Here is a 24,974-nt window from a genome sequence, read left to right as displayed (position 1 = left end):
ATACCTCCTTATGGATTAGAGGAAGCGCTCCTTGGTTTCACGAATCAAGGCTGCAGCTGCTTCTACAACTGGTCGATCTTCTTCAGTTACTGGTGTCAATGGTGAACGAACTGAACCAATGTTCAAACCTTCATTGATTTTCAAGACTTCTTTGATCACACCGTACATATTTCCATGAGCAGAAGTGAGCTTGCCAATGATTGCATTGATAGCGTATTGCAATTCACGCGCTGTTTCCAAGTCTTTCTCAGCAATCAACTCATTGAGTTTCAATAAAAGTTCTGGCATAGCACCATAAGTACCACCGATACCAGCTTTAGCACCCATGAGGCGTCCACCTAGGAACTGTTCATCTGGACCATTAAAGACGATGTGGTCTTCTCCACCAAGGCTGACAAAGGTTTGGATATCTTGAACTGGCATAGAAGAGTTCTTAACACCGATAACACGAGGATTCTTCAACATTTCAGTGTAGAGACTTGGCGTCAAAGCAACACCTGCCAATTGAGGAATATTGTAGATAACGTAGTCTGTATTTGGAGCTGCAGCACTGATATCGTTCCAGTATTTGGCAACTGAGTATTCTGGCAAGCGGAAGTAAATCGGCGGAATCGTTGCAATGGCATCTACTCCCAAGCTTTCTGCGTGGCGAGCAAGTTCCATACTATCCTTTGTATTATTGCAAGCAACGTGAGCAATGATAGTCAATTTTCCTTTGGCAACTGCCATGACTTCTTCCAAAATCAATTTGCGATCTGCCACACTTTGGTAGATACATTCACCAGAAGAACCATTGACATAGAGACCTTGAACTCCCTTATCAATGAAGTATTGAACCAAGGCGCGCGTACGTTCTGGACTGACTTCTCCTTGATCATCATAACATGCGTAGAAGGCTGGAATGACACCTTCGTATTTTTTCAAATCTGACATAGATTTTCTCCTAAGATTTCTTTTTTTCTGCTGAGAGCAGTTCTATTTTTTACAAGTTTAGTATACACCTTGTGAAAATCGCTTTCAATATCTTGTATACACTTAGATTTTAGTTTCTACTTGTATTTTAGAAACTGTAACGATTGAAAGTAGTTTCAGAAATACCTCATCCTACTGGTATTTGGCGAAAATTTTCTCCATCAATCCTGCTTGGAGAAAGACCAGCAAACCAAAACCAAAGAGGATAAAAGCTGACCCACCCAAAAGGAGAGTGAAGGCGGATAGATAAAGAACCATCACTATGAGAAAGAGAATGGCTAACATGAGGAAGAACCAAGGAAAGTTAAAACTTGCCAAGATAAGCCCTTTTTGCAGCACTTCTTTCCAAGATAAATCATAGCGCGCAGCGATGGGATAACTAGCCAACATCACCAGAGTGAGGAAGATGAGAATCCCCAAACAAATGGCTTTCACAATCTGGAAAGGTAAAGCTGTCTGGCCCCAGAAAAGATAGAGGTCTAAAAGACTTAGCAAAACTATGCCCAACTCTAACAGACCCAACTGAAGCCCCAGTTTCAGATTTTGCTTGAAAGCTCTTAGATAAGTTCTAAAGACTGGCACCCGTCTGCTTCTCTTAATCTCAAACATGGTTTCATAGAGGCTGATTTTCGCCACTCCAATCGTCACAATGGGCAAACAAGAGACGACAAAAAGAAGATTGACTGTGACGATATCCAAGACCTTCTCACTGAAACGCATGAGAAAGTTATCTGTGTCAAATGCTGCCTTGATAAGGCTTACTCCTTTTTGTGCCATGTTTGCTCCTCCTGATTCTTTTAATCAATCAAAATTTTAAAGAGATACTTGCGAACCTTTTCTTCCATCCCTGCGTAGCCATTTGGCTGGTGAGGTTCTCCTGGGAAGAAAATCGCAAAATTGTGATAGCCCAACAAGAGTGGGTATTTTTCATGACAATGGACAAAGCCAATGTCGCTCGCTTCATCGAATGCTACTGCTTCGTCTTTGATACGTGAACCGTAGCTCGAGTATTCATGTCCTTCTACTAGCAAATGCAAGTCTGCATAGTTCTTATGATGCTCAAATTGATCATTTTCAGCTTGATTGAGGACATTTTCCTGAACAACTAGAAAGACCTTGTCCCCGTCAATCTCATACTTACCGAGTTCGAAAGAATCCTTACGGTGCTGATAGAGATAGTCGATAGCCTTGTCTAGATTGGGATGGATTCCCTTGTAAAAGGCGATGTTTTTCAAATCGTCAAAAATCATACTGTTTCCTTCGTTTCTGATAGTTACTATTTTTCAGTTTCGAATTATCCTTCCTCTATTTCCCTGTAACAGTGCGGACGGAAGCAAATTCCTTCGGTATTTCATTCCTAATTTTTGAGCCTTTTGCTCTTTCATTGTCAGTCTCAAAAATTCCGTCTAAGATAAGCGTAAGATGCTTATCTTAGATACCACTAAAGCGGGAAATAGTTACCCTAAAACGAACCTACTCTATCTAGTATCATGAAAAGAGTTTATTCTTAAGTTTATAAGTGTCTGACAAAACTTCACGAAGTAACTGCATACTCTCCATTTTGTAGACACTTATAACTCTGTATTCTCTTATACTCAATGAAAATCGAAGAACAAACTAGAAAGCTAACCCCAGGCAATACTTAAGTATGGCAAGGTAACGCTAACGTCGTTTAAACTCGATTTTCGCAAGATCTTAACCTTTGACCGCTCCCATAGTGATACCCTGAGTGAAGGATTTTTGGAAGACAAGGAAGACGGTTACGATTGGCACGGCTGCAAGAGCTGCACCCGCCATGATCAAACCATAGTTGGTTGCCATTTCGGCCTGCATGGTCGCAACCCCGAGTGAGATGGTCAAGTTTTGACGTGAAGTCAACATAACCAACTGCATAAAATAGTCGTTCCAAGTATTGATGAAGGTAAAGATCGCAAGGGCTGCAAATCCTGGTTTCACGATAGGGAAGGCTACGCTCCAGAAAGTACGAATCTCACCACAACCGTCGATTTTAGCTGATTCAAGCAATTCTGTAGGGATATTTTCACTGAATTGTTTCATAAGGAAGACCCCGAATGGCCATCCAATCAAAGGCAGGATAACTGCCCAAAGAGTATCGTGAATTCCCATGAAGTTGACGATACGTACCAATGGTACAAGGACAACTTGTTTTGGAAGAGCCATGGCAGCGATAAAGACTGCAAAGAGGATGCGCTGACCATAGAAACGTTTTTTAGCCAAGACATAACCTGCTAGAGAAGAGGTTGCACACACTAGGAACATGGTTACCAGTGAGATAAATACAGAGTTCCACATCCACTGCATAGCAGGGTTTTGCACCATGAGTTGTTGGAAGTTCTCCATGGTTGGCATTTTAGGGAACCACTGTGGCGGAATCATAATGGTATCAGGCTGTGATTTGAAGGCACCTGTCAAGATCCAGTAGAATGGAAAGATGAACAGTACGGTCAACAAGAGCAAGATAATCGTTGAAATAACAGTGAAAGCTGTTAAAGGTTTCTTTTGTGTAGGTTGCATAACTGTCTCCTTTCTTTAGTATTCTACGTCGTTTCCGAGGATCTTGAATTGAGCAAAGCTGACAATGGCAATCATCACCGCCAAGAAGACACCGATAGTATTTGCATAGCCATATTCTGTCAATTGGAAAGCTTTTTCGTAAAGGTAGTACATCAGTGTACTTGTTGAGTAGTTTGGACCACCAGATGTCAAGAGCTGAATCAAAGCGAAACACTGGAATGAGTTGATGGTCGTAATGATTGCGATGTAAAGAGTTGTTGGAAGAAGGCTAGGCCATTTGATCTTCCAGAAGACTTGAAACTCAGTCGCACCGTCAACACGCGCCGCTTCAACAAGTGAGTTGTCAATATTTCCCATGGCAGCGATATAGAGGATAATCGGTTGACCAACAGATGTTGTCAAAAGGATGATCATAATCGCTAGCAAGGCCCAGTTTTTATCACCCAGCCAAGAAATGTTTTGGCTGATGACATGGCTTGACTTAAGGACAAAGTTTAGAATCCCTGATAGGGGGTCATAGATCCATTTCCATACAACCGTTACGGCAACACTACCTGTAACTACAGGAAGGAAGAAGACGAAACGATAGAAAGAACGGGCAATCGCATTTTGATGATAGGTTTGAGATGCTACAAAGAGCGAGAAGAGAACCACAATCGGAACAGATCCAATAACCAGGATAACGGTATTGATCAAAGACTTCACAAAGACAGGGTCTTTAAACATACGAATGTAGTTGTCTAAGCCCACAAACTCAAATTTAGTCATGGAGTAGTTGAAGAAACTTGTAATGAATCCCATAATCATAGGAGCCAAGACAAAGATCACAAAGAAGAATAACACTGGTGCTAGGAAAGCGTAGGAAATCACTGTTTCCCGCATACGAATTTTATTGACTTTCACAGTCGGCACCTCTCTTTCAAATAGAATAGTTTTTGATTTTCTTGAACTGTTTTAAAACCAAAATGAAATTTTTTAAGATTCGCTTATGTAAGAACTTCATTTTAATTTCGTGACAGTTCCTACCATTTCAAACAAAAGTCCCCCTTTTCTTACACCATAGTGCACAGGGAAAAGGGGGGAATCAATCTGACTTAGTGCTTATTGTTTTGTAGCTTTTTTGATTGTTTCGTTAGCTTTTTCAGTGAAGGCTTTCAAAGCATCCGCTGGTTTTTCGTCACCATTAGATACAGATTGCAACATTGGGAACCAAAGTGTTCTCATTTCAGCAAATCCGTTGATAGTGTTGTAGTATGGTGAGTAGTATTTAGTCCAGCCACTGATTGTTTCCATACGTTTGTCTTCATAAAGTTTGCCAAATGAAGTACGAACTGGGAAGGCACCTGTACGAACTACGTCTTTAGGACCCCATTCTTTGTCATCTGCGATGAATTGAACGAATTTCTTAGCAGCTGCGATTTTCTTATCGTCTTTGTTGTTAAATACTGCAAATCCGTTTACAAGATATTCAAGAGATGGTTTACCAGAGTCTGATGGGAATGGTACTTCTACCACATCTACCTTACTTGCTTCCAAGAGTTTCGCTTGGATACCGTTTTGAGCTGGTGCCCAAAGGATTGTGTATGATGTTTGACCGTTCGCAAAGTTTTGGATGTCTGCCCCACCGTCAAATTGTGAACCATTGTTCAATAGACCGTCCTTGATCCAGCTAGCAGCTTTTTCAAGACCTTTGACAAATTTAGGATCGTCTGTTGTATATTTGGTTACGTCTTTGTCTGTTACAGAACCGCCATAAAGGTTTGCAACGAAGGCACGTGTTCCTTGGTCTCCCCCTTGACCAGAACTGAACAATGAACCTGGTGTATAGCCTTTATCTTTAAGCGCTTTCAAAACTTTTTCAAAGTCATCAGTTGTCCAACCTTCTTTTACAAGGTTTGCAACTCCAGCATCTTCCAACATTTTCTTGTTCATAGCCATGTAGAATGGAGCTGAACTGATTGGATACATGTAAGCTTTGTCTCCAGCCTTACTTGCTTGTACGATGTTTTCGTTGTTAACATCTTTGACGAATTCGTCTGTGAAGAGGTCGTTCAACTCAGCCAATTTACCATTTTTACCGTATTGGATGATACGTCCTGGTGCGTCAAAGAGTACGTCTGGCGCTGTTCCTGCTTCGATGGCTGTTGTGATCTTTTCTGGACCTGATTTAAAGTCGATGGTTTCCAATTTCACTTTTACATCTGGATTTGCTTTTTCAAAAGCTTCGATGATTGATTTTTCATATGTTCCAACACCGTCACCCGTTTTTTCTTGTGTGAAGACTGGGAATGCCCACCAAGTAATTTCTGTTTTTCCGCTATCGCTACTAGAACTTCCAGCATCTTTACTTCCACCAGAGTTACCACAAGCCGCAAGGCCAAGAATCGCAGCACCCGCAAGTACTGTACAAGCTAGTTTTCTAAATTTCATTTGTATTCTCCTAATTGATAAGCGTATCCATATTGGATAATGAGTTCTTTATATTTGTATACGTTTTCATTTCATCCGACGCATCGACCACTCTCCTCTTTTTTGAGATTGTGTTATTTAAGACCGGCAACAAAGCGCTCCGTAATCTCTTTTGGTCTAGTAATCGCACCACCAACAACGATACCTCGCACCCCATATTCAAGGATTTGCTTAGCTTGTTCTGGTGTATGAATCTTCCCTTCAGCGATGACATCCACACCGGCATCGCAGAGTTTTTTGATTAGTTCAAAGTCTGGACCATCTACCTTAGGACTATAAGAGGTATAACCTGATAGGGTTGTTCCAACAAAATCAATCCCTGCTTCGACCGCTGCTATTCCCTCTTCAAAGGTACTGGTATCAGCCATTAAGAGTTGATGCGGATACTTTTCTTTGACTTGTCGAATAAAGTCTTGGATTTCCAAACCGTCGTAACGTTCACGTTTGGTACAATCCAGAGCAATGACCTCAATGTCTAGTTCAGCCAGTTCATCAACTTCTCTCATCGTAGCTGTAATGAAAGGCTCCTGTGGCGGATAGTCACGTTTGATAATCCCGATAATCGGGAGTTTCGTAACCTCCTTAATCTCCTTGATATCGCGAACACTGTTTGCTCGGATACCGACTGCTCCACCTTGCTCAGCCGCTTTGACTAGCAAGGGAATGACTCCTCCCGCTTCTGTATAAAGCGGTTCGTGAGGAAGTGCCTGGCAAGAGACAATGATTCCATCTTTGATTTGTTCAATCAAGGCTTCTTTGCTAATCTGTGGCATCCTCTTTCCTCCCTTTCTTGTTCTTATGGGCTTATTATATATCATTTGTTAAGCGCTTTCAATAGCTTGTGGTAGAATAGATTTCAGTTTCAAAACTATTTTATAGAACAGACTATCCTGAAAGTAGTTTCAGACCTCTTATGATTTCGAATCAACCTGAATGTCGTCAAAAAAAGATAGCAGGCTGAAAAACCTGCTATCTCTTCTGAGAGTTACTCAAATAGCTTTTTCTTATTATTCTTTTCTCTTCTTGCCAAATGCAAACAAGGATAAAAGAACACCTGCAAGACCAAGGGAAATCAGTGAGTTTGTTTCCTTACTTCCCGTATTCGGAAGTTCATCTTGTTTAGCTGCTGGCGCTTGATAGGTCACATCTTGGCCTAGAGACAGTTTGTTGTCTGCAGCTGCTAATACTAGATTGGTGTCTCCCTTGTACTCTGGCACTTCAAGGACTGCTGCCTCAGCACCATTGACACCACCCTTATACTCTGGCAGGTCATTTGAAGCTGCCAAGACAAAGTTAGCACCTCCTCTATATTCCGGAAGCTCGTTTGAGGCTGCTAGAACTGCATTAACTCCACCCTTGAACTCTGGAAGTTCATGGACTGCCGCCTCAACAGCGTTGACCCCACCTGTAAATTCAGGCTTTTCAACCGTTGGCGCTGCTTCTTCGCCTACTGTTGATAATGGACCGGTGTACTCTGGCAGCTCTGCCACTGGGGCTTCCTCAGCATTGACACCACCAGTGAATTCTGGTTTTTCTACTGTTGGAGCTGGTTCTTCACCTACTGTTGCCAATGGTCCAGTGTACTCTGGTATCTCTGCCACTGGGGCTTCCTCAGCATTAACACTACCTGTGAACTCTGGAACCTCATGGATAGCAGCTTCACTGCCATTAATACCATCGCTTAGTTTAGAGCCAGCTAAAGAAACTGGTAAATTGTGCATGCTTTCAATTGCACCCTCAGCTAGACCTGTAATCCTTTGACCCATATCCTCTGGGTCTATTGTGAATAAGAGAGTTTTTGTATCGTACTGAGTCATAAAGGTTGCTGTCTTGCCATTTGCCAATTGAAGGGTCGGAGCCTTGTTTACCAATACTTCCGAATCGAACTCCATGGCAATAATACCTGGCCATTTTTGGATAGCATATTTTACTTTTGCTTCTTTAGGAGAAATTCTGTCTTTGCTTAAGAAATCCCAGTTGAATTTCTTATAGGATAAAGTATAATCGTTTTGATTGCCATCCGCATGCTCATAAAGCAAACCATATTCGCCATTTCCGAGTTCTTGGAGCGAGTTGTAAGCAAACTTACCACTTTGTATAGGATTGTGTTTTAGCCATGTCAACTCACCATTCTCCTCAACACGAGCCAGGTGAACCAAACCATTGTTGCGTCCAGGGCCACCAGCATTGCTGAGTAGAATGTATTCCTTCCCTTCATGCATGGTGTGAATAGCGGACATTTGAACATAAACGTCTTTTACTTGAGGATAACGTTTGATTTCCTTATCCCACGTTGCTCCCCCATCATGACTGGTCGCAACCTGAAGATCACCAGTCAACCCACGCATAAAGAGCTTGAGATCCCCATTATTCAACTGAACAACAGTCGACTCCGTATTTTGGGCGCCTGGATTATTCATGGTTGAAGAGTGAATGGTTTGGTTGCCTACTGGGCGGTTATCATTAACTGCTTCCCCTGCTTGCCATGTTTCTCCATGATCATCTGAATAAATTACACGAGATGATTGAGAACCACTTAGGTAGGAAACGTTGTTTGTTGTATAAACTGGAATCACAAGTCTTCCCTTATGAGGTCCTGTACGTAAGGCAATCCCCGTACCAGGTCCAGTTCCTAGGAAGTGCATCCAATCTTTCCGAATCCCATGTGTAATATCTTTTGGTGCAGACCAAGTCTTCCCATCGTCATCACTGTAGGACATCCATAGGTAGTTGGTATTGGAAACTCTAAAAATATTCTTTTCGCTATATTCAAAATAAATATTTCCGATTAACTCATTCCCTTTATACAAATCTCCCTTATCGCTGTAGGCTGGTTTTTTAGGGTCAACGACAACACGATAATCTGTCTTTCTATTTTGAGGGTCGAAAACCTCTCCGTTTTCTCGAATTGTATAGCGACCTGATTCTCCTTGCTTATATAAAACTTGATAAACTTTATCTCCCACTTGTTCATAAGCTTTCGGAGCTTGCCCCGGCAATGAAAATACTGCCTTACTTTCAAGGAACATGTCATAAATTGCAAAAATTCTCTTTGTTTCAGGGTCTTGCACCAAGGCCATATCAATATTGACTGGAGATGGCCAAACTGCATGTTTAGCATGCTCATTGTCACGAGGATTTGAGATTACGATTCGGTCTCCCCATGTTTTTCCATTATCTGAGCTGCGACGAACAACCATTCCAATATCTCCCCAGTCAGAATGGTGCAAACGTCTTTCATCCGTTCCTGCAATCAGCGTTCCTTTATCTGTCTTGAGAAGAGCTGGGATACGATAACTCTTGATACCATCTTTATTTGGTTGATTGTTCCTACCACCTTCAAAGACGTCTTCTTTCTCAGTGACTTTTGCTCCCTCAGGAAGTTTCTGTTCCAATTCACCTCTTTCAAATAATTGACTCCGTGTTTGAACTTCATCTGGGCTTAAAGCACGATCATAAACAGTTAGGTTTCGAACTTGTAGGTTTGATGCCCAAACTGTTTTATTGCCCCGTTTGGTTGCTCCAAGTTGAGCTTGATTAACATCTGGCATATCTTTAATGAAGTTACCAGATTTGAGACTTGTACGGGATAAGACACCGTTCACATAGAGACGAACTCGACCATGAGGTAACTCCGTTGTCGGTTGTTCAACAGTAAAGGTCACTGAATTCCATTGTCCAGGGCGAACTTTCAAAGGAGCATCTGTATACTTATCATAGAACTGCTCCCCGTTAGCGCCACGCCCTTCAATAAGAGCTGTATTATCAAGGACCGAAATAGTAAAGTACTCATTTTCCTTGGTGTCACTGGATACAGAGAAGAGATTGTAAAAGCGTGGAGCTGATGCATCTGGTTTGAACTCCATGTGAACTGTAGCATTTTTTAGTTGCTTTAGTTTGTCTAGTTCATTTGATAAATCAACTCTCTGACCATTTGCTGCATTGGTTTCAACATCTTCTTTTTCAAGGACAGGATTAGCATTTTTTAAATCTCTTGAGTAATAGTCACGAGGAATAGCACCCTGATCCTCTGATTCCTCTTCCTTATTTGTTCCTTCTGCAGGAGTTTCCGTAGAGGATGGGGTTTCTGATTCTGCACTCTCATTTTTTTTCAAATGATCTTGGTCCACCTCAACGCCGTTGTCTTGAGCTGCTGCCAATTTACCAGCCAAATCCTTATCCAAATGAGCAAGATCTCCCGAGGACGCTTCTTTTGGCAATTCTGATAAACCTTGACCAGGTTCGACAGTTTCTGTATTGGCTCCTGCTGCATTGGCTTGCTCTTGAGCTAAGACTGGATTTGCTCCAAATACTACTGTACCAATCACTACAGATGCCGCCCCAACTGCAAATTTTCGAATTCCGTATCGCTGTTTCCGATCTAAAGATTTGTAATTCATGTTTGTCCTTTCATTTTTCATAAAATAAAGCGCTTTCTTTTTCTTTGAAAATTTTTATTGTCTCTCAAGAGACAAGTTTTACAAGAAAGTATCCAACTTAATGAGAGCTCCCAATCCTCTCCCATTTTCTGCTGAGCCCGAGTTTTTAACCACCCGGCAGCCTTTTTCCTCCTTTCACAAGTGACTTTTCCTTTATTATACAATAAAGTCTTATATTTATATCTGTGTTCCCACAGAATAGATTTTACTTTTAAGAATATTTTAATATTTTAAATTTTCTAAAAGTACTTTCAGGTTTTGGACATAAAAAGAGAGCTCCTGGGCTCTCTCATTCATTATCTTACGTACTTAAAAGGAATCTCACTGCCACAGAGCCAGTTATAGACTTGGTCATTGACAAAAACATTCATGGCTTCGTGAGCATACTCTGGCATGATGCGATAGGCCTTGTCGCAAGTTAGGCGGTTGTAAATCGCAAACTGGGTAATAGGATAGCAAACATCGTCATCCAAGCCCGTAATCATCTTGACCTCTCCTTTGATACGATGGGCAAGATTTTTCACATCGATATAGGCAAGGGTCGCCATGATTTCCTCCTCTGTTTCATGGAAGGGATCGTGGAACTTGAAATAACGGAAGAGTTCATCATAGGCTTCACTGGTATTGCCAATCTCAAGTACTCGTCTAAAGTCGGACAAGAAGGGATAGATGGCAACTGTTCGCTGAATCCGAGGATTGAGCGCTGCTGCAACTAGGGCTAAAGCCCCACCTTGTGAGGCACCATAGCTAGAAAGTCTTTTCTCATCCACCTGAGGCAGACTAGCAATAATTTCAACCAACTGGTAAATATCCAGATAAACATCCTTATAAAAGAGATGTTCACGACCTTCCACAGTACCACGGATGATATGCCCCTTCACCGTATTTCCTAGTGGAGAGCGCAAGCCGTCTTGAGAATAGCCCGACTGACCACGAACGTCCATGGAAACAACACCGTAACCAGCCACAGTATAGGCCAGCATGTCGGCCCAGTCCCAGCCACGTCCCATATAGCCATGAAAGTGGAAGATTAGCGGAACCTTCTCCTCAGTCTTTGGAAGGACGATTCGTGCATAGACCTTGCCTTCATTAGTTCCTTCAAAGGTCAGCTCATAACACTTGACTTGAGGAATGTGGAAATCTCTTTCCTCCAACTGGTAGGCTGGAAGAGATGAAACTTTTTTGACCTCTTCATCCCAGAAAGCATCAAAGTCTTCTGGAATCTCATCCCGTCCTTTATAAGTCTTAATTTCTTCTAGCAAAGCTGGATTTTTCATAGCATGCTCCTTTAGTTTTGTAATCGCTATCATAACTCTAGCATATCTAGGAAGGCAATGCAAGAAAGAATTCTAAATAGAAAGTGATTTTAGATTCTCTTTCCTCAAACCTATCGCCTGAAAGTAGTTTTAAAAATAAAAAGAGCGTTTCCGCTCTCTGTGTATCAATAGGTGCTAGCTCCTTTCTCTAGTTTGACGGTTTGGAATTTCTTTTGGTAGGTTACTTTAATCGTCATGTGAGAGTCCTCGTTTCTTTTTGATGATTCTAGTATAAGGCCCAAACCTAAAAGCTAGCTTAAGTTTTCCTTAGAGAAAGCTTATACTCAATGAAAATCAAAGAGCAAACTAGGAAACTAGCCGCAGGTTGCTCAAAGCACTGCTTTGAGGTTGTAGATAAGACTGACGAAGTCAGTTACATATATAATCCAAGGCGACGTTGACGTGGTTTAAATTTGATTTTCGAAGAGTATTAATCTAGATGTTCTTTCTTTTCCAGATGGAGAGCAATCATGCGCCATTCTGGATCCTCTTGCCAACCTTCTATCGAACTAATGTAGCTGGCAACCTTTCTGGCTTCTTCTAAAATCGGAAAATCTTCGATAATATCCGCCACTTGAAACTCTGGAAGTCCTGACTGTCTGGTTCCAAAAATCTCACCAGAACCACGCATTTTCAAATCTTCCTCCGCAAGGACAAATCCATTGGTCGTTTCTGTCATGATGCGCATGCGGTCCTTCCCAGACTCAGTCTTAGGATTAGCCACAAGAACAGCATAGGACTGCTTGTCACCCCGACCCACACGGCCTCTGAGCTGGTGAAGCTGACTGAGACCGAACCGGTCGGCATCCATGATAATCATGACGGTCGCATTGGGAACATTAACCCCAACCTCAATAACCGTTGTCGAAACCAGAATATCCGTTTTTCTCTCTTTGAACTCCTGCATGATCTGGTCTTTTTCGTCACTCTTCATCTTACCATGTAGGAGGGCTACTTCTGCCTTGCCAGCAAAATGAGCTGTCAACTCCTCAGATAAGGCAATAGCATTTTTCAGATCCAGAGCTTCAGATTCTTCGATCAGGGGAGAGATAACATAGGCTTGCGAACCTTTTTGGATTTCCCCCTCTAACCAAATCAAGACCTGAGGCAGCTGCTCATGCTTAATCCAGCGCGTCACAATGGGCTTCCGCCCTGCTGGCATCTGGTCGATAATGGAAACATCCATATCGCCAAAGGCTGTGATAGCCAGCGTCCGTGGAATGGGCGTCGCCGTCATCATGAGAACGTCAGGATTATCTCCTTTTTCTCGTAAAATACGCCTTTGGCCCACACCAAAACGGTGCTGCTCATCGATGATAATCAAACCAAGACGAGCATACTGCACCCCATCCTGTATCAGAGCGTGAGTTCCGATAATAAAGTCAGCCTCACCCTTGGCAATGGTCTCTAAAACTTCTCTTTTTTCTGCAGCTTTTAAGGAACCTGTCAAGAGAGCCAGTTTCAAGTCTGGAAAAAGGTTCTGTAAACTCTCAAAGTGTTGCTCTGCTAGGATTTCTGTCGGCACCATGAGAGCCGCCTGGTAGCCAGCCGTCACCGCTGCAAACATGGCCAAGCCAGCAACCACCGTTTTTCCGCTCCCCACATCTCCTTGCAGGAGACGATTCATGTGGTGGTCGGACTGCATGTCGGCCAAAATTTCCTGCAAACTCTTTTCCTGAGCTTGGGTTAGGGCAAAAGGCAGATTTTCTTTAACGGCTGTCACTTTTTCCTGGGACCAATTCAGAACCAGACCGCTTCCCTGAACTCTATTTTCAGACTTGAGTGACTGCAACTGCATTTGGAAGTAAAAAAGTTCCTCAAATTTGATCCGACGAAGGGCCTGCTTGTATTCTGCTAAATCCTTAGGAAAATGCATGGCACGAACGGCCTGACAACGGGACATGAGTTTGTATTTATCAAGTAAAGGCTGGGGAAGATTTTCCTCTATCAAGAGGTCCAACCCCTGATCAAAGGCTGTCTTGATGACCTTGACCAGACTGGCCTGACTGATTCCTTGAGCCAGACGATAGACAGGTTGGAGGTCATCCTCAACCTGAGCCAGGACCTTCATCCCAGTCAGACTGGCCTTGGCACGGTCCCATTTCCCAAAGACAGCAAGAGTTGCACCCAACTCTATCTTATCAGCCAGATAGGGTTGGTTAAAGAAATTCACCGCAAAAACAACTTCTCCCTGCTTGAGACTAAAACGCAAGCGATTACGCTTGAAACCATAATACTGGACACTAGCAGGAGTCACGACTTGACCAGACAGAACTGCCTTTTCCCCATCTTCCAGATCTAGGACCTGCTTGGTCTTGAAATCTTCATAACGGAAAGGAAAGTAGAGCAAGAGGTCTTGCAAGTTTTCAATTCCTAGTTTGGCGTATTTCTCTGCTGACTTTGGCCCCACACCAGGCAAGACATGCAAGGGTTGATGTAGGTTCATGCTCCACTCCTTTCTTTTTAATAATATTCTCTAGGAATGCGGTCACTGAGGAGACAAACCACCTCATAGTTAATGGTTCCACGGTAGGTCGCTACCTGAGTTGCTGTGATTTCCTGGTCACCATTGCTACCGATCAGGGTTACTTTTGTTCCGAGCGGATAAATCTTAGGCAGACGAATGGTGATTTGGTCCATAGATACTCGTCCGACAATTGGGCAAGCTTGTCCATCTACCAAGACAGTGAAATTTTGCATATCTCGTGTCCAACCATCCGCATAGCCGATTGGCACGGTCGCGATGACTTGCTCGCTATCCGCCTGATAGGTGGCTCCATAGCCCATGCAAGCTCCAGCTGGAACTGTCTTGACATGAACCAGAGCAGACTCCAAGGTCAAGGCTGGAGTCAAGTCATAAGGCAAGTTCAGAACCTCTCCACTTGGATTGAGACCATACATGGAATCTCCCATACGAACTGCATTGAAAATAGTCTCTGCATGCCAGAGGGTCGTTGCTGAGTTGCTGGCATGAACCAGCTCTGGAACTTCCTTCATACTTGCCAAAATAGCTTTAAAGCATTCTAACTGCTGATTAAAGTAGGTATCTGATTCCTCATCTGCAGTCGCAAAGTGGGTAAAAATTCCTTCAACGCGAGCACCATGTTGCTTGAGCAAGTCTTGAGCCAGATCAGCTTCACTGGCCTCTCTAAAACCAATTCGTCCCATTCCTGAATCAATCTTGAGATGGACAGTCAAGTCAGTTAAATCTGCTTTCTTGTCTAACAGCGCTTGAATCCACTCCAATCCTGCCACTGTCAAGGTGATGTCGTATTCTTTAGCTAGAGCAACAGCTTCTATTTCAGAAACTCCTAAAATGAGGATTTTCTTGTTTATACCTGCTTGACGCAACTCGATAGCTTCATCGATATTGGAAACGCAAAATCCATCAACAACATCCTGGATCTCCGTTGCAACAGCTACCGCCCCATGTCCATAAGCATTAGCCTTGACTACTGCAAATTTGAGCGTACCATTAGGGATATGACTTCCCATTTGTTGTATATTTTGTCGAATGGCTCCCAGATATATCAGAGCCTTGGTTGGTCTATGTGGACTAGCTTTCATGATTTTCCTCCAAAATGACACTGGCTGTCACAAACTGATCTGTATGGCTGATCGACAGCCAAATCTTTCCTGAAAATGGCGACTGACTAAAATAAGGAGCCCCTCGTTCATTGTTCAAAACTTCCAAATCCTGAAAGGTCAGTTTTCCAATACCAGTTCCCATAGCCTTGGAAAAGGCCTCCTTAGCCGACCAGCGACCAGCCAAGTATTCGATTTGTCTGCGCCCTTTGAGACTGGTAAAGCGCTCCATTTCTTTAGCAGTCAGCACGCGCTTGGCAAAGCCCTCACGTCGTGTAACTGCATTTTCTATCGAAGCCAATTCTTCGATGTCAATTCCGTGTCCAACTATCATACTCACAAAAGGAGCTGAGATTCCCCCAACTCCATCCTTTTCACTTATTTTGTTAAGGTAGTATAAATTTCTTCTACCAAGGCTACTGTATTTTCCCAACCTAGACAAGGGTCAGTTATAGAGCAACCGAAGACCTCTGGTTGATTTTGGCGACCATCAGCTAGGTAAGATTCGATCATAAAGCCTCGAACCGTCTTTTTAATCTTTTCATTCCAGTCACGATTCAGCAAGGCTTGACGAACAATGCGAATTTGTTCCATATACTGCTTGCCTGAATTATCATGATTGGTATCGATGATAATGAAGGGATTTTCAAGCCCCATAGTCTCATAGCGATTGATGGCATTTAAGAGGGTTTCATAGTAGAAGTTGGGTTCATTTTTACCATATTCGTTCATGGCGCCACGAAGGATAACGTGGGCCAAGGGATTTCCTGAAGTTTCCACTTCTTGACCGTGGTAAAGGAAGGTTTGCTTGTTTTGAGCTGCATAGATAGCATTAAACATGACCCCAAGGTTCCCAGATGTCGGATTTTTCATCCCAACCGGAGCATCAATCCCAGAGGCTACAAAGCGGTGTTCCTGGTCTTCCACCGAACGAGCCCCTACAGCATGGTAGCTGACCAGGTCATCAACCAAAACGAGGTTTGACGGATAGAGCATCTCATCAGCTGTTGTCAAGCCAGTTTCGGTAATCACACGGTAGTGGAGCTGACGAACAGCCTGCAAACCATTGATGAGACTAGGCGCTTCGCTGGTATTTGGTTGATGAATCATGCCCTTATAGCCATCTCCATTAGTACGAGGTTTAGCCGTATAGACACGCATCACGATAAAGATTTTATCTGCAACTTTTTTCTGTAAGTCTGCTAAACGACGAGCATATTCGAGCACAGCTTCTTCATTGTCTGAAGAACACGGTCCCATCACCAAAAGGATTCGGTCGTCCTCACCCGAGATGATGGCTGCCAACTCTCTATCGCGGGCTTCTTTCTTTCGCAAGGCTTCAGGTGACAACTGGGTCGCAGCCTTGATTGCTTCAATATCAATTTCTTGACCTTTTTCGATAAATGCCATCTTACTCTCCTAGCGTTTGGTAAATTTCGCGAACAAGTGCTTCTGTGTTGTCCCAGCCTAGACACGGATCTGTAATGGACTTACCAAAAACTTCTGGCTCATTTTGACGTCCATCTTCCAGATAGGACTCAATCATAAAACCACGAACATATTTCTTAATCTTCTCATTCCAGTCACGGTTAATCAAGGTCTGACGAACGATACGAATTTGATCCATGTACTGCTTGCCTGAATTATCATGATTGGTATCGATGATGATAAATGGATTTTCCAAGCCCATCTTTTCGTACTGATCAATGGTATCCATCAAATTGTCATAGTAGTAGTTAGGAATATTTTTCCCGTATTCATTCAAGGCACCGCGAAGAATGGCGTGGGACAATGGATTCCCCGTTGTTTCCACCTCTTTACCGAGGAAGAGGAAACTCTGTTTATTTTGTGCTGCATAAATCCCGTTAAACATGACATTGAGATTTCCAGATGTGGGATTTTTAAATCCTGTTGAAAAGTCTGCTCCACTCGCTACAAAACGGTGCTGTTGATCCTCTACAGAACGAGCTCCAACAGCCATATAAGAAATCAAATCATCCACCAGCGGAAGATTTTCAGGATAAAGCATCTCATCCGCTGTTGTCATTCCCGTCTCGGTAATCACGCGGTAGTGGAGCTGACGAACAGCCTTGATCCCATTGATCAAGCTAGGAGCTTCTGTCGCATTTGGTTGATGAATCAAGCCCTTATAGCCATCTCCATTGGTGCGAGGTTTAGCCGTATAGACACGCATGACCATAAAAATACGGTCTTTGACCTCTTCTTGCAAAGCAGATAGACGCTTGGCATACTCAAGAACCGCCTCTTCGTTATCAGATGAACATGGTCCTATCACCAAGAGAATACGCTGGTCTTCCCCACGAATGATGGCTTCCAATTCCTGATCACGTTGATTTTTTCTCGCAAGAGCCGCTCCCTCTAATTTAGACAAGGCGCGAACTTCTTCAATGTTAATTTTAGGACTTTTAGCTTTAAATACCATGATTCATCTCCTTATAAAGCAAACGGACACCAAGCAAAAAATGATTTTTACCAGGTATCCGCCTGTATCTTATCTCATATTATTGTCTCTTTCCATGACAGTTCTTGAATTTCTTACCTGATCCACATGGGCATTGGTCGTTCCGTCCGATTTGGCTCAAGTCCAAATCTTCTGGAAGGCTTGCCTGCTGCGCTGCGATATTACGAGTCGCAGTTGTACTGATATTGTGTTCAGTTTGCGGACGTTCTTGTTCATGGATTTGTGCTTTCATCATCAAGCGGGTCACATCGAATTCAATCGATCCAATCATGTCGTTAAACATGCGGAAACCTTCTGCTTGATATTCTACAACTGGGTTGTTTTGAGCATATCCACGAAGACCAACAGCATTTCGCAACTGGTCAAGAGCATCGATATGGTCTGTCCACTTGTTGTCTACAACACGTAGAATCAAGACTTTTTGGAATTCTTTCACTGCATCTTCGTCACGAAGCTTAGCAACTTGGCTGTCATAGACTTTCAAGGCACGTTGGAAAAGTTCATCTTTGATAGCTTGGTCTGACAGACCTGCAAGATCTGAACGGCTAATTGAATCTTCTGGAAGCAAGTTATACTTAGCAAAGTTCAAGATTGCTTCCAATTTTTCATCTTCCTTAGAACGTGCATGTGCATCCACGATACGTCCAATGGTACGACGAATCATAGCATGGATTTCTGGTGCCAAGTCACGATCTGCAGTAATGACATCATAACGTTGTGCATAGATGATCTCACGTTGTTCACGCATAACATCATCGTATTGAAGGACTTGTTTACGAGTGTCGTAGTTGTTTCCTTCGACACGTTTTTGAGCTGCTTCAACTTGACGCGTTAACATGCGAGATTCGATGGCTTCGTCAGACATATTGAGACGTTCAAAGACACCTTTCAAACGTTCTGAACCGAAACGTTTCATCAAATCATCTTCAAGAGACAAGTAGAATTGTGACTCACCTGGGTCTCCTTGACGTCCTGAACGTCCACGAAGCTGATTATCAATACGGCGACTTTCGTGACGCTCTGTACCAATGACGCAAAGACCACCAAGTTCACGAACTCCTTCACCAAGCTTGATGTCGGTACCACGACCGGCCATGTTGGTTGCGATGGTAACGGCACCACGTTGACCAGCGTTCATGATGATTTGCGCTTCTCTGTAGTGGTTCTTCGCATTCAAGACTTCGTGAGGAACACCTGCTGCTACCAATTTCTTAGAAAGGAAGTCACTCGTTTCAACGGCAACTGTACCTACCAAGACCGGCTGACCTTTTTGGTAACGAGCTTTTACATCTTCAACTACAGCCTTAAATTTCGCATCAAGACTTGCATAAAGAAGGTCTGAGTGGTCGATACGTTGAATTGGACGGTTAGTTGGGATTGGGATAACACGAATGTTGTAGATTTCGCGGAATTCTTCTTCTTCTGTTTTACCAGTACCTGTCATACCTGCCAATTTCTTATACATACGGAAGAGGTTTTGGTAGGTAATAGAAGCTGATGTCTTGGTCTCATCTTGGATTGGCACACCTTCTTTTGCTTCAATCGCTTGGTGCAAACCATCAGAGTAACGACGACCTTCCATGGTACGACCTGTAAATTGGTCGACGATCAAGATTTCCTGCTCTTCACTAACCACATAGTCGATATCGAGAATCATGATATAGTTGGCACGGAGGGCATTGTCGATAAAGTGAGTAAGAGCTACATTTTCAATGTCGTAGAGATTTTCTAATTTGAAGTAGCTTTCAGCCTTGTCAATACCAGAATCTGACAAACCGATCGTCTTAGACTGAACGTCAATGATATAGTCGTCCTTGTCCAAAGATTTCACGAAGTGGTCCGCCATATGGTAGAGTTGGCTTGTTTCAACTGCGTTGGCACCTGAAACGATCAATGGTGTACGAGCTTCGTCGATCAAAATTGAGTCAACCTCATCGACCAAGGCATAATTGAGTGGACGTTGCACCATGTTTTCTGCACGAACGACCATGTTGTCACGAAGGTAGTCGAAACCAATCTCTGAGTTTGTTGAGTAGGTAATGTCGCAAAGGTAAGCCTCTTTTTTCTCCATTGGAGATTTAGCTGCCAAGTTGATCCCTACTGACAAACCGAGCCATGAGTAGAGCTCACCCATCTCAGTCGCGTCACGTTCTGTTAGGTATTCATTGACTGTAACTACGTGAACCCCTTTACCTGCAAGGGCATTGAGGTACACTGGCATGGTCGCCGTCAAGGTCTTCCCTTCACCGGTACGCATCTCTGGAACGTCACCATGGTGAAGAACGATTCCCCCCATTACCTGAACCTTATAAGGGAAGAGCCCAAGGACACGTTTTGCAGCTTCACGAACTACTGCAAAAGCCTCATATAGCAATGAATCAAGCGATTCACCCTTGTTGTAACGTTCTTTAAATTCGTCAGTTTTCGCTTTTAGTTCTTCGTCTGACATTGCAGCCATTTGGCTCTCATAGTTAAGAACCTTATCAGCCATCTTTTCCAGACGACGAAGTTCTCCTTTATCATTTTCAATAATCGTTTTTAAAATATTAGCCATGATTTTCCTTACTTTTTATTCTGAATATTTTAGAATGTTCTTTTAATTTTAGCATATTTACCATTATTTTTCAAGAAAGAATCCTTAATTTACAACGGAAAAGGCCAGCCAAAATTCAGCTTTTTTTGCATAAATCTTCTGTGGCTCTTTTTTTGTTTTTTGTTCGAGATGCATGCTTGATGATCCAAGCACAACTTGGACTTAGCTCCTCCTTTTGCCAAGTTTGAAGAATCTTTTCAAACTTATCAGGGTCTTCCTTGTACAAATCATTTAGATTATTGGCTACACTTTTTTGAATAGACTTATCTCTATCATCTTTTAGATTGGTCAGAATAGTGGTGAAATCCTCAAAATAATCCAATACCACGGTTTGTCTCTTAGCCCAAGGCAGACGGATACGCATACATTCGCTGGCAAGTCTGCGAACGCGCAAATTTTCATCCTGACTCCATTCTAACAGCAAAGTCATTGTAGCCTTAGGATAGCGAGCCAGCAAGGGCCTCATAGAAAATTCTCCAGTAAATCGCTTGGTTAGTTCCTTACTAAAGGCCGCGCTCAATTCAAATTCCTTGTCTCCATATAGCTCTACATATTTTCCGATTGGCCAAAGCCAATATCCTTCTGAGAACATACCTAAACCACCCTCTAACTCAGGACCCAAAATTTTCTCAAAAACCTTGAGAGAGTCCTCATAAGATAGGGGGAGGCAATCTTTGATACTTTTAGCCAAGAGTTCTTGACGCTGGCTAAACTCCAAATTTTCCAAGTCTTTTTCTAACAAGAGCCTAAACTTTTGTCCATCAAATGTAGGGGACGCTTCTTTCAACCGTCGACTCAAATCCCTAGCATAAGCCAAGTCATAATAATCTTTTACTTTTTTAGCCATTTTTTTTATCCCTTAATCTTCATTTTACGGGACTTATTATATCATACAGACAGCCCGTCAACAAAATTATTTTTATATCTCCAACTATTTTAATAAGGAAGAAAAAAGGACTAGAAGCTAGTCTAGTCCTTCATTTGTTAATGTTTAATTTCCCAAGAATACAGGCAATATCCCAAAATACCAAAAGAGATTGATCCAGAAGGCCAAGCAAAAGATAATTCCAAAGATGAGAAGACTGAAATTTTTAATCAGGACCGAGTATAGGATGGATAAAACTCCAAAAACCATAAAGAGTTTTTTCATAACGAAATAATAAATTGAAACTCCTCCTATTTGCCAATCCCAAGGAAGGAAAAACATGAGGAACCAGAGAAGGCAAATCATAAGGATATATCTCTTGTAGTGCGCTTCAAGAAAGGCTTTTGTCCTCTCCATAGCAAACCTCCATTTCAGTCACTGTCTCTTCCCTTTTATTATACCAAAAAAACCTGGAAAAAGCTTTCCAGGTTCGGTTTGAAATCACTAGTCATACTAGAGAAATTCCTTTATTCATAGGCTGATTCACTTTATTGACTTGATGAAGATGTTCCAAAATCGACCTTAGGAACTGTCTTGGCTTCTTCTGTTTCTTTAAAGGTTTCAGCTTCTTTGAAGTTCATCATATTCGCAAAAAGCACGGTTGGAAAACTTCTCAACTTTTGATTGTACTCAGCTGCAACCTTATTATAGTCCTTGCGTGCTACAAAAATACGATTTTCACTGCCTGAAAGTTCGACCATTAGTTGCTCAACATTTTGATTGCTCTTGAGTTCTGGATAATTCTCCGTTAAGGAAATCAAGCGGGAAAGAGCTGAGCTCAACTCTCCCTGAGCCTTTTGGTTTTCTTCCGAAGTTACTGAGCTACTACCGATTTTAGCTCTAGCATCAGCAATTTTGGTAAAGACTTCGGTTTCATGATTCATTTGTCCTTTAACGGACTCCACCAAGTTACCAATCAAGTCCGAACGACGTTGGAGGGCTGTCGAGACATCGGCCTGAGCCTGCTCCACTTTAGTCTGTTCACCAACCAGACCATTATAGGTCGTCACTGCGGAACAACTTCCCAGAACTAGTAGTCCAAAGAAAATCGCTACTATTGAGAGAATTACTTTATTTTGTTTCATATCAAAACCTTAACACTTTCTTTTATCAACTTTTCTGAGAAAATACTCAGATTTTAAATCAATTTCCCAAACTTTGTTTTTATTTTTAATTAAGGAGTGAACTCTTGCAAAGGAGTCACCTTACTGTATGGAGAAATCGGTTTGAGCAATATATGATCACTCACCAGTCATCAGACGAACCACCGCCATCAAAGCCACCGCCGTCCCAGCCTCCAGATGAGTCGGAGCCTGAGTCAGACCAAGAGGAGCCCGAATCAGACCAAGAGGAACCTGAGTCTGATGAGTCACCGCCCCACCAGCCACCGCCAGAATCATCTCCACGTGAACCACGACCACCAAATAGAAATCCGATAATCATCACGATGAAGTAAATGAGAACTCCAAATACGATAACTCCGTCGCTCGAACTGCTTTTTCGATGCCGTCTCGAAGAACTACTCTCACCAGCATACCTTTCAAGTTCCCTTAAGCGACTAGAGTTGGTGGTATAGTCGTAACTACTTCTAGAACTTGAAGAAGTCGTACTCGATCCACTATAGAACATGTAGTTGAGATTATTGACTATTGAGAGAACACCCTTGTTATAGTCACCATTTTTAAAGTAAGGACGTGCTGTTGTCAAGAACCTGTGAGTCTGATAGTCTGTGATTTTACTGGCCACATTATTACTGGTTTCAATCCGTGATTTTCTATCCTCAACAGCGACCACAATCAAGGCGCCGTTGTTGTCTCCCAAGTAGCCAATCTTCCAAGCTCTAGCTGTTTCATTGGCTACAGTCTCGATTGTTTCTCCATCTAGGCTTTTCACAACGTAAACACCCATCTGGAATTTTTCCGATTTTTTACTATTTACATTATTCAATTCCCGAATCTGACTTATAGTCTCATCCGTTAAATAATGATCCGGGTCATAGATCCCGTACTCAGGTTTTTCAGGTGCTGTGAATGCTGACAAGAAGAGAAAGACCATCAGCAACCCAAGCAAGCGAACCAACAAACTATGTTTAAATAATCTGCTTTTTTTCATAATAACCTCCCTGATAAAGGAAAATTGATTTAAGGAATTATAGCATTTTGATTTTTACAAAGAAAGTGCATTTTCATTACAAATAGATTACAAAATCTAGGAAAATGATTGAAATTTGATGACAGATTCTCCCCCAATTTGGCAGGTTCTTTTCTCCCCTTTTAGTATAGAAAAAAGAAGACTATGAAGTCTTCTTTTAGTTTATTTTTGTAGAAAAACAAGCAAGGTTTACTTGCGTTTTCTCGCAATCAAGTGAATCGGTGTTCCCTCAAAGACAAAGGCCTTGCGGATTTGATTTTCCAAGAAACGCAAGTAAGAGAAGTGCATGAGTTCTTCTTCATTGACAAAGATGACAAAGGTTGGTGGCTTGGTTGCCACTTGGGTTGCGTAGAAAATCTTGAGGCGTTTTCCTTTGTCTGTCGGTGTTGGATTGATAGCAATGGCATCCATAATCACATCGTTCAAGACTGCCGATGGGATACGGGTGTTTTGACTCTCGCTAATTTGCTTGATCATCTCAGGCAGTTTATGGAGACGTTGCTTGGTCAAAGCTGAAACAAAGACAATCGGCGCATAAGGCAGATATTGGAACTGCTCACGGATATCCTCTTCCCATTTTTTCATGGTGTGGTTGTCTTTCTCAAGAGTATCCCACTTATTGACCACGATGATCATCCCTTTACCTGCTTCGTGGGCAAAACCTGCAATACGCTTGTCGTACTCACGGATACCTTCTTCGGCATTGAGGACCATCAAGACCACGTCAGAACGGTCAATGGCACGCATGGCACGCATGACAGAATATTTCTCCGTATTTTCATAGACTTTACCTGATTTACGCATACCAGCTGTATCAATCATGGTAAACTCTTGTCCATCCGTATCTGTAAAGTGGGTATCAATGGCATCACGCGTTGTTCCAGCTACTGGACTAGCAATCACGCGGTCTTCTCCCAAAATAGCGTTGATCAAACTTGATTTTCCAACGTTAGGACGGCCAATCAAGCTAAATTTAATCACGTCTGGATTTTCTTCTTCAACTTCGTGTGGTAGATTCTCCACAATAGCATCCAGCACATCACCCGTACCGATACCGTGGACAGACGAAATTGGCAGCGGTTCGCCCAATCCTAGCGCATAGAAATCAAAAATATCATTTCGCATCTCAGGGTTGTCAACCTTGTTAACCGCTAGGATAACAGGTTTATGAGTCTTATAAAGTTTACGTGCTACGTACTCATCTGCATCTGTGATTCCTTCTTTCCCAGACACCACAAAAACAATGACATCGGCTTCTTCCATGGCAATTTCTGCCTGGTGCTTGATTTGTTCCATGAAGGGAGCATCGACATCGTCAATCCCTCCCGTATCAATCATACTAAAGGAACGATTGAGCCACTCACCCGTTGCATAGATACGGTCACGTGTCACACCCTCGACATCTTCTACGATTGAGATCCGCTCACCAGCGATCCGATTAAATAGGGTTGATTTCCCAACATTGGGACGTCCCACAATGGCAATAGTTGGTAAGGCCATGTTTTCT

At 42.6% G+C, this 24,974-nt stretch carries 20 protein-coding genes; all 20 read right to left on the bottom strand.

What is annotated here, in order from left to right; genetic code table 11:
- Nucleotides 1–15: 15 nt before the first annotated feature.
- The 20 genes from M1F65_RS00580 to der all read right to left on the bottom strand — a co-directional run bounded on the left by M1F65_RS00580 (nucleotide 16) and on the right by der (nucleotide 24,967).
- Nucleotides 16–933, bottom strand: a complete 918-nt coding sequence (locus tag M1F65_RS00580; RefSeq protein ID WP_247925271.1) for a dihydrodipicolinate synthase family protein — start codon at nucleotides 931–933, stop codon at nucleotides 16–18.
- Between the two features lie 171 nt (nucleotides 934–1,104).
- Complete coding sequence (locus M1F65_RS00575) at nucleotides 1,105–1,749, bottom strand: DUF624 domain-containing protein (RefSeq protein WP_084926105.1); 645 nt, start codon at nucleotides 1,747–1,749, stop codon at nucleotides 1,105–1,107.
- A gap of 20 nt (nucleotides 1,750–1,769) precedes the next feature.
- Nucleotides 1,770–2,222 carry a NanQ anomerase/TabA/YiaL family protein gene (locus M1F65_RS00570; RefSeq protein ID WP_000575429.1) on the bottom strand — a complete coding sequence of 151 codons (453 nt, stop codon included), beginning with the start codon at nucleotides 2,220–2,222 and terminating at the stop codon, nucleotides 1,770–1,772.
- A gap of 445 nt (nucleotides 2,223–2,667) precedes the next feature.
- Nucleotides 2,668–3,507 carry a carbohydrate ABC transporter permease gene (locus M1F65_RS00565; protein WP_001183243.1) on the bottom strand — a complete coding sequence of 280 codons (840 nt, stop codon included), beginning with the start codon at nucleotides 3,505–3,507 and terminating at the stop codon, nucleotides 2,668–2,670.
- Between the two features lie 15 nt (nucleotides 3,508–3,522).
- Nucleotides 3,523–4,389, bottom strand: coding sequence for a carbohydrate ABC transporter permease (locus M1F65_RS00560; RefSeq protein WP_186821128.1), 867 nt, complete (start codon nucleotides 4,387–4,389; stop codon nucleotides 3,523–3,525).
- A gap of 219 nt (nucleotides 4,390–4,608) precedes the next feature.
- Complete coding sequence (locus M1F65_RS00555; RefSeq protein WP_076984733.1) at nucleotides 4,609–5,937, bottom strand: extracellular solute-binding protein; 1,329 nt, start codon at nucleotides 5,935–5,937, stop codon at nucleotides 4,609–4,611.
- A 113-nt stretch (nucleotides 5,938–6,050) separates the two neighbouring features.
- Nucleotides 6,051–6,749, bottom strand: a complete 699-nt coding sequence (locus M1F65_RS00550) for an N-acetylmannosamine-6-phosphate 2-epimerase (RefSeq protein WP_001135657.1) — start codon at nucleotides 6,747–6,749, stop codon at nucleotides 6,051–6,053.
- A 234-nt stretch (nucleotides 6,750–6,983) separates the two neighbouring features.
- Entirely contained in the window at nucleotides 6,984–10,376 is a 3,393-nt protein-coding gene (locus M1F65_RS00545; protein WP_247925270.1) for an SIALI-17 repeat-containing surface protein, read from the bottom strand.
- 335 nt (nucleotides 10,377–10,711) lie between these two features.
- A complete protein-coding gene (locus M1F65_RS00540; RefSeq protein WP_247925269.1) occupies nucleotides 10,712–11,692 on the bottom strand; it encodes an acetylxylan esterase in 981 nt (326 codons plus the stop codon).
- A gap of 469 nt (nucleotides 11,693–12,161) precedes the next feature.
- Nucleotides 12,162–14,177 carry an ATP-dependent DNA helicase RecG gene (recG, locus tag M1F65_RS00535; protein WP_247925268.1) on the bottom strand — a complete coding sequence of 672 codons (2,016 nt, stop codon included), beginning with the start codon at nucleotides 14,175–14,177 and terminating at the stop codon, nucleotides 12,162–12,164.
- A gap of 17 nt (nucleotides 14,178–14,194) precedes the next feature.
- Nucleotides 14,195–15,298: an alanine racemase gene (gene alr, locus M1F65_RS00530; protein ID WP_247925267.1), complete on the bottom strand. Its 1,104-nt coding sequence runs from the start codon at nucleotides 15,296–15,298 to the stop codon at nucleotides 14,195–14,197.
- Entirely contained in the window at nucleotides 15,288–15,650 is a 363-nt protein-coding gene (acpS, locus tag M1F65_RS00525) for a holo-ACP synthase (protein WP_084853461.1), read from the bottom strand. Before acpS ends, alr begins: the two co-directional genes overlap by 11 nt.
- Before the next feature lie 44 nt (nucleotides 15,651–15,694).
- Nucleotides 15,695–16,726 (bottom strand): 3-deoxy-7-phosphoheptulonate synthase, encoded by a 1,032-nt coding sequence (locus M1F65_RS00520; RefSeq protein WP_000864028.1) that lies wholly within the window; start codon nucleotides 16,724–16,726, stop codon nucleotides 15,695–15,697.
- Between the two features lies 1 nt (nucleotide 16,727).
- Nucleotides 16,728–17,759, bottom strand: coding sequence for a 3-deoxy-7-phosphoheptulonate synthase (locus M1F65_RS00515; protein ID WP_000231307.1), 1,032 nt, complete (start codon nucleotides 17,757–17,759; stop codon nucleotides 16,728–16,730).
- Between the two features lie 79 nt (nucleotides 17,760–17,838).
- Nucleotides 17,839–20,352, bottom strand: a complete 2,514-nt coding sequence (secA, locus tag M1F65_RS00510) for a preprotein translocase subunit SecA (RefSeq protein ID WP_001284115.1) — start codon at nucleotides 20,350–20,352, stop codon at nucleotides 17,839–17,841.
- A 115-nt stretch (nucleotides 20,353–20,467) separates the two neighbouring features.
- Complete coding sequence (locus M1F65_RS00505) at nucleotides 20,468–21,238, bottom strand: DNA alkylation repair protein (RefSeq protein WP_042902670.1); 771 nt, start codon at nucleotides 21,236–21,238, stop codon at nucleotides 20,468–20,470.
- Nucleotides 21,239–21,382: 144 nt separating this feature from the next.
- Nucleotides 21,383–21,673 carry a hypothetical protein gene (locus tag M1F65_RS00500; protein WP_042902669.1) on the bottom strand — a complete coding sequence of 97 codons (291 nt, stop codon included), beginning with the start codon at nucleotides 21,671–21,673 and terminating at the stop codon, nucleotides 21,383–21,385.
- A 131-nt stretch (nucleotides 21,674–21,804) separates the two neighbouring features.
- Entirely contained in the window at nucleotides 21,805–22,401 is a 597-nt protein-coding gene (locus M1F65_RS00495; RefSeq protein ID WP_000812473.1) for a LemA family protein, read from the bottom strand.
- 160 nt (nucleotides 22,402–22,561) lie between these two features.
- Nucleotides 22,562–23,428 carry a TPM domain-containing protein gene (locus M1F65_RS00490; RefSeq protein ID WP_042902668.1) on the bottom strand — a complete coding sequence of 289 codons (867 nt, stop codon included), beginning with the start codon at nucleotides 23,426–23,428 and terminating at the stop codon, nucleotides 22,562–22,564.
- Between the two features lie 228 nt (nucleotides 23,429–23,656).
- Entirely contained in the window at nucleotides 23,657–24,967 is a 1,311-nt protein-coding gene (der, locus tag M1F65_RS00485) for a ribosome biogenesis GTPase Der (RefSeq protein WP_001207688.1), read from the bottom strand.
- Nucleotides 24,968–24,974 lie beyond the last annotated feature (7 nt).

The sequence above is a fragment of the Streptococcus oralis genome (assembly GCF_023109195.1).
GTDB lineage: Bacteria > Bacillota > Bacilli > Lactobacillales > Streptococcaceae > Streptococcus > Streptococcus oralis_BV.
This window is presented reverse-complemented; position numbering and strand designations above follow the sequence as displayed.

What these genes read in the sequence shown, in the direction of transcription:
- M1F65_RS00580 (WP_247925271.1), bottom strand. Translation starts at nt 933, where the DNA reads ATGTCAGATTTGAAAAAATACGAAGGTGTCATTCCAGCCTTCTACGCA.
- M1F65_RS00575 (WP_084926105.1), bottom strand. Translation starts at nt 1,749, where the DNA reads ATGGCACAAAAAGGAGTAAGCCTTATCAAGGCAGCATTTGACACAGAT.
- M1F65_RS00570 (WP_000575429.1), bottom strand. Translation starts at nt 2,222, where the DNA reads ATGATTTTTGACGATTTGAAAAACATCGCCTTTTACAAGGGAATCCAT.
- M1F65_RS00565 (WP_001183243.1), bottom strand. Translation starts at nt 3,507, where the DNA reads ATGCAACCTACACAAAAGAAACCTTTAACAGCTTTCACTGTTATTTCA.
- M1F65_RS00560 (WP_186821128.1), bottom strand. Translation starts at nt 4,389, where the DNA reads ATGCGGGAAACAGTGATTTCCTACGCTTTCCTAGCACCAGTGTTATTC.
- M1F65_RS00555 (WP_076984733.1), bottom strand. Translation starts at nt 5,937, where the DNA reads ATGAAATTTAGAAAACTAGCTTGTACAGTACTTGCGGGTGCTGCGATT.
- M1F65_RS00550 (WP_001135657.1), bottom strand. Translation starts at nt 6,749, where the DNA reads ATGCCACAGATTAGCAAAGAAGCCTTGATTGAACAAATCAAAGATGGA.
- M1F65_RS00545 (WP_247925270.1), bottom strand. Translation starts at nt 10,376, where the DNA reads ATGAATTACAAATCTTTAGATCGGAAACAGCGATACGGAATTCGAAAA.
- M1F65_RS00540 (WP_247925269.1), bottom strand. Translation starts at nt 11,692, where the DNA reads ATGAAAAATCCAGCTTTGCTAGAAGAAATTAAGACTTATAAAGGACGG.
- recG (WP_247925268.1), bottom strand. Translation starts at nt 14,177, where the DNA reads ATGAACCTACATCAACCCTTGCATGTCTTGCCTGGTGTGGGGCCAAAG.
- alr (WP_247925267.1), bottom strand. Translation starts at nt 15,298, where the DNA reads ATGAAAGCTAGTCCACATAGACCAACCAAGGCTCTGATATATCTGGGA.
- acpS (WP_084853461.1), bottom strand. Translation starts at nt 15,650, where the DNA reads ATGATAGTTGGACACGGAATTGACATCGAAGAATTGGCTTCGATAGAA.
- M1F65_RS00520 (WP_000864028.1), bottom strand. Translation starts at nt 16,726, where the DNA reads ATGGCATTTATCGAAAAAGGTCAAGAAATTGATATTGAAGCAATCAAG.
- M1F65_RS00515 (WP_000231307.1), bottom strand. Translation starts at nt 17,759, where the DNA reads ATGGTATTTAAAGCTAAAAGTCCTAAAATTAACATTGAAGAAGTTCGC.
- secA (WP_001284115.1), bottom strand. Translation starts at nt 20,352, where the DNA reads ATGGCTAATATTTTAAAAACGATTATTGAAAATGATAAAGGAGAACTT.
- M1F65_RS00505 (WP_042902670.1), bottom strand. Translation starts at nt 21,238, where the DNA reads ATGGCTAAAAAAGTAAAAGATTATTATGACTTGGCTTATGCTAGGGAT.
- M1F65_RS00500 (WP_042902669.1), bottom strand. Translation starts at nt 21,673, where the DNA reads ATGGAGAGGACAAAAGCCTTTCTTGAAGCGCACTACAAGAGATATATC.
- M1F65_RS00495 (WP_000812473.1), bottom strand. Translation starts at nt 22,401, where the DNA reads ATGAAACAAAATAAAGTAATTCTCTCAATAGTAGCGATTTTCTTTGGA.
- M1F65_RS00490 (WP_042902668.1), bottom strand. Translation starts at nt 23,428, where the DNA reads ATGAAAAAAAGCAGATTATTTAAACATAGTTTGTTGGTTCGCTTGCTT.
- der (WP_001207688.1), bottom strand. Translation starts at nt 24,967, where the DNA reads ATGGCCTTACCAACTATTGCCATTGTGGGACGTCCCAATGTTGGGAAA.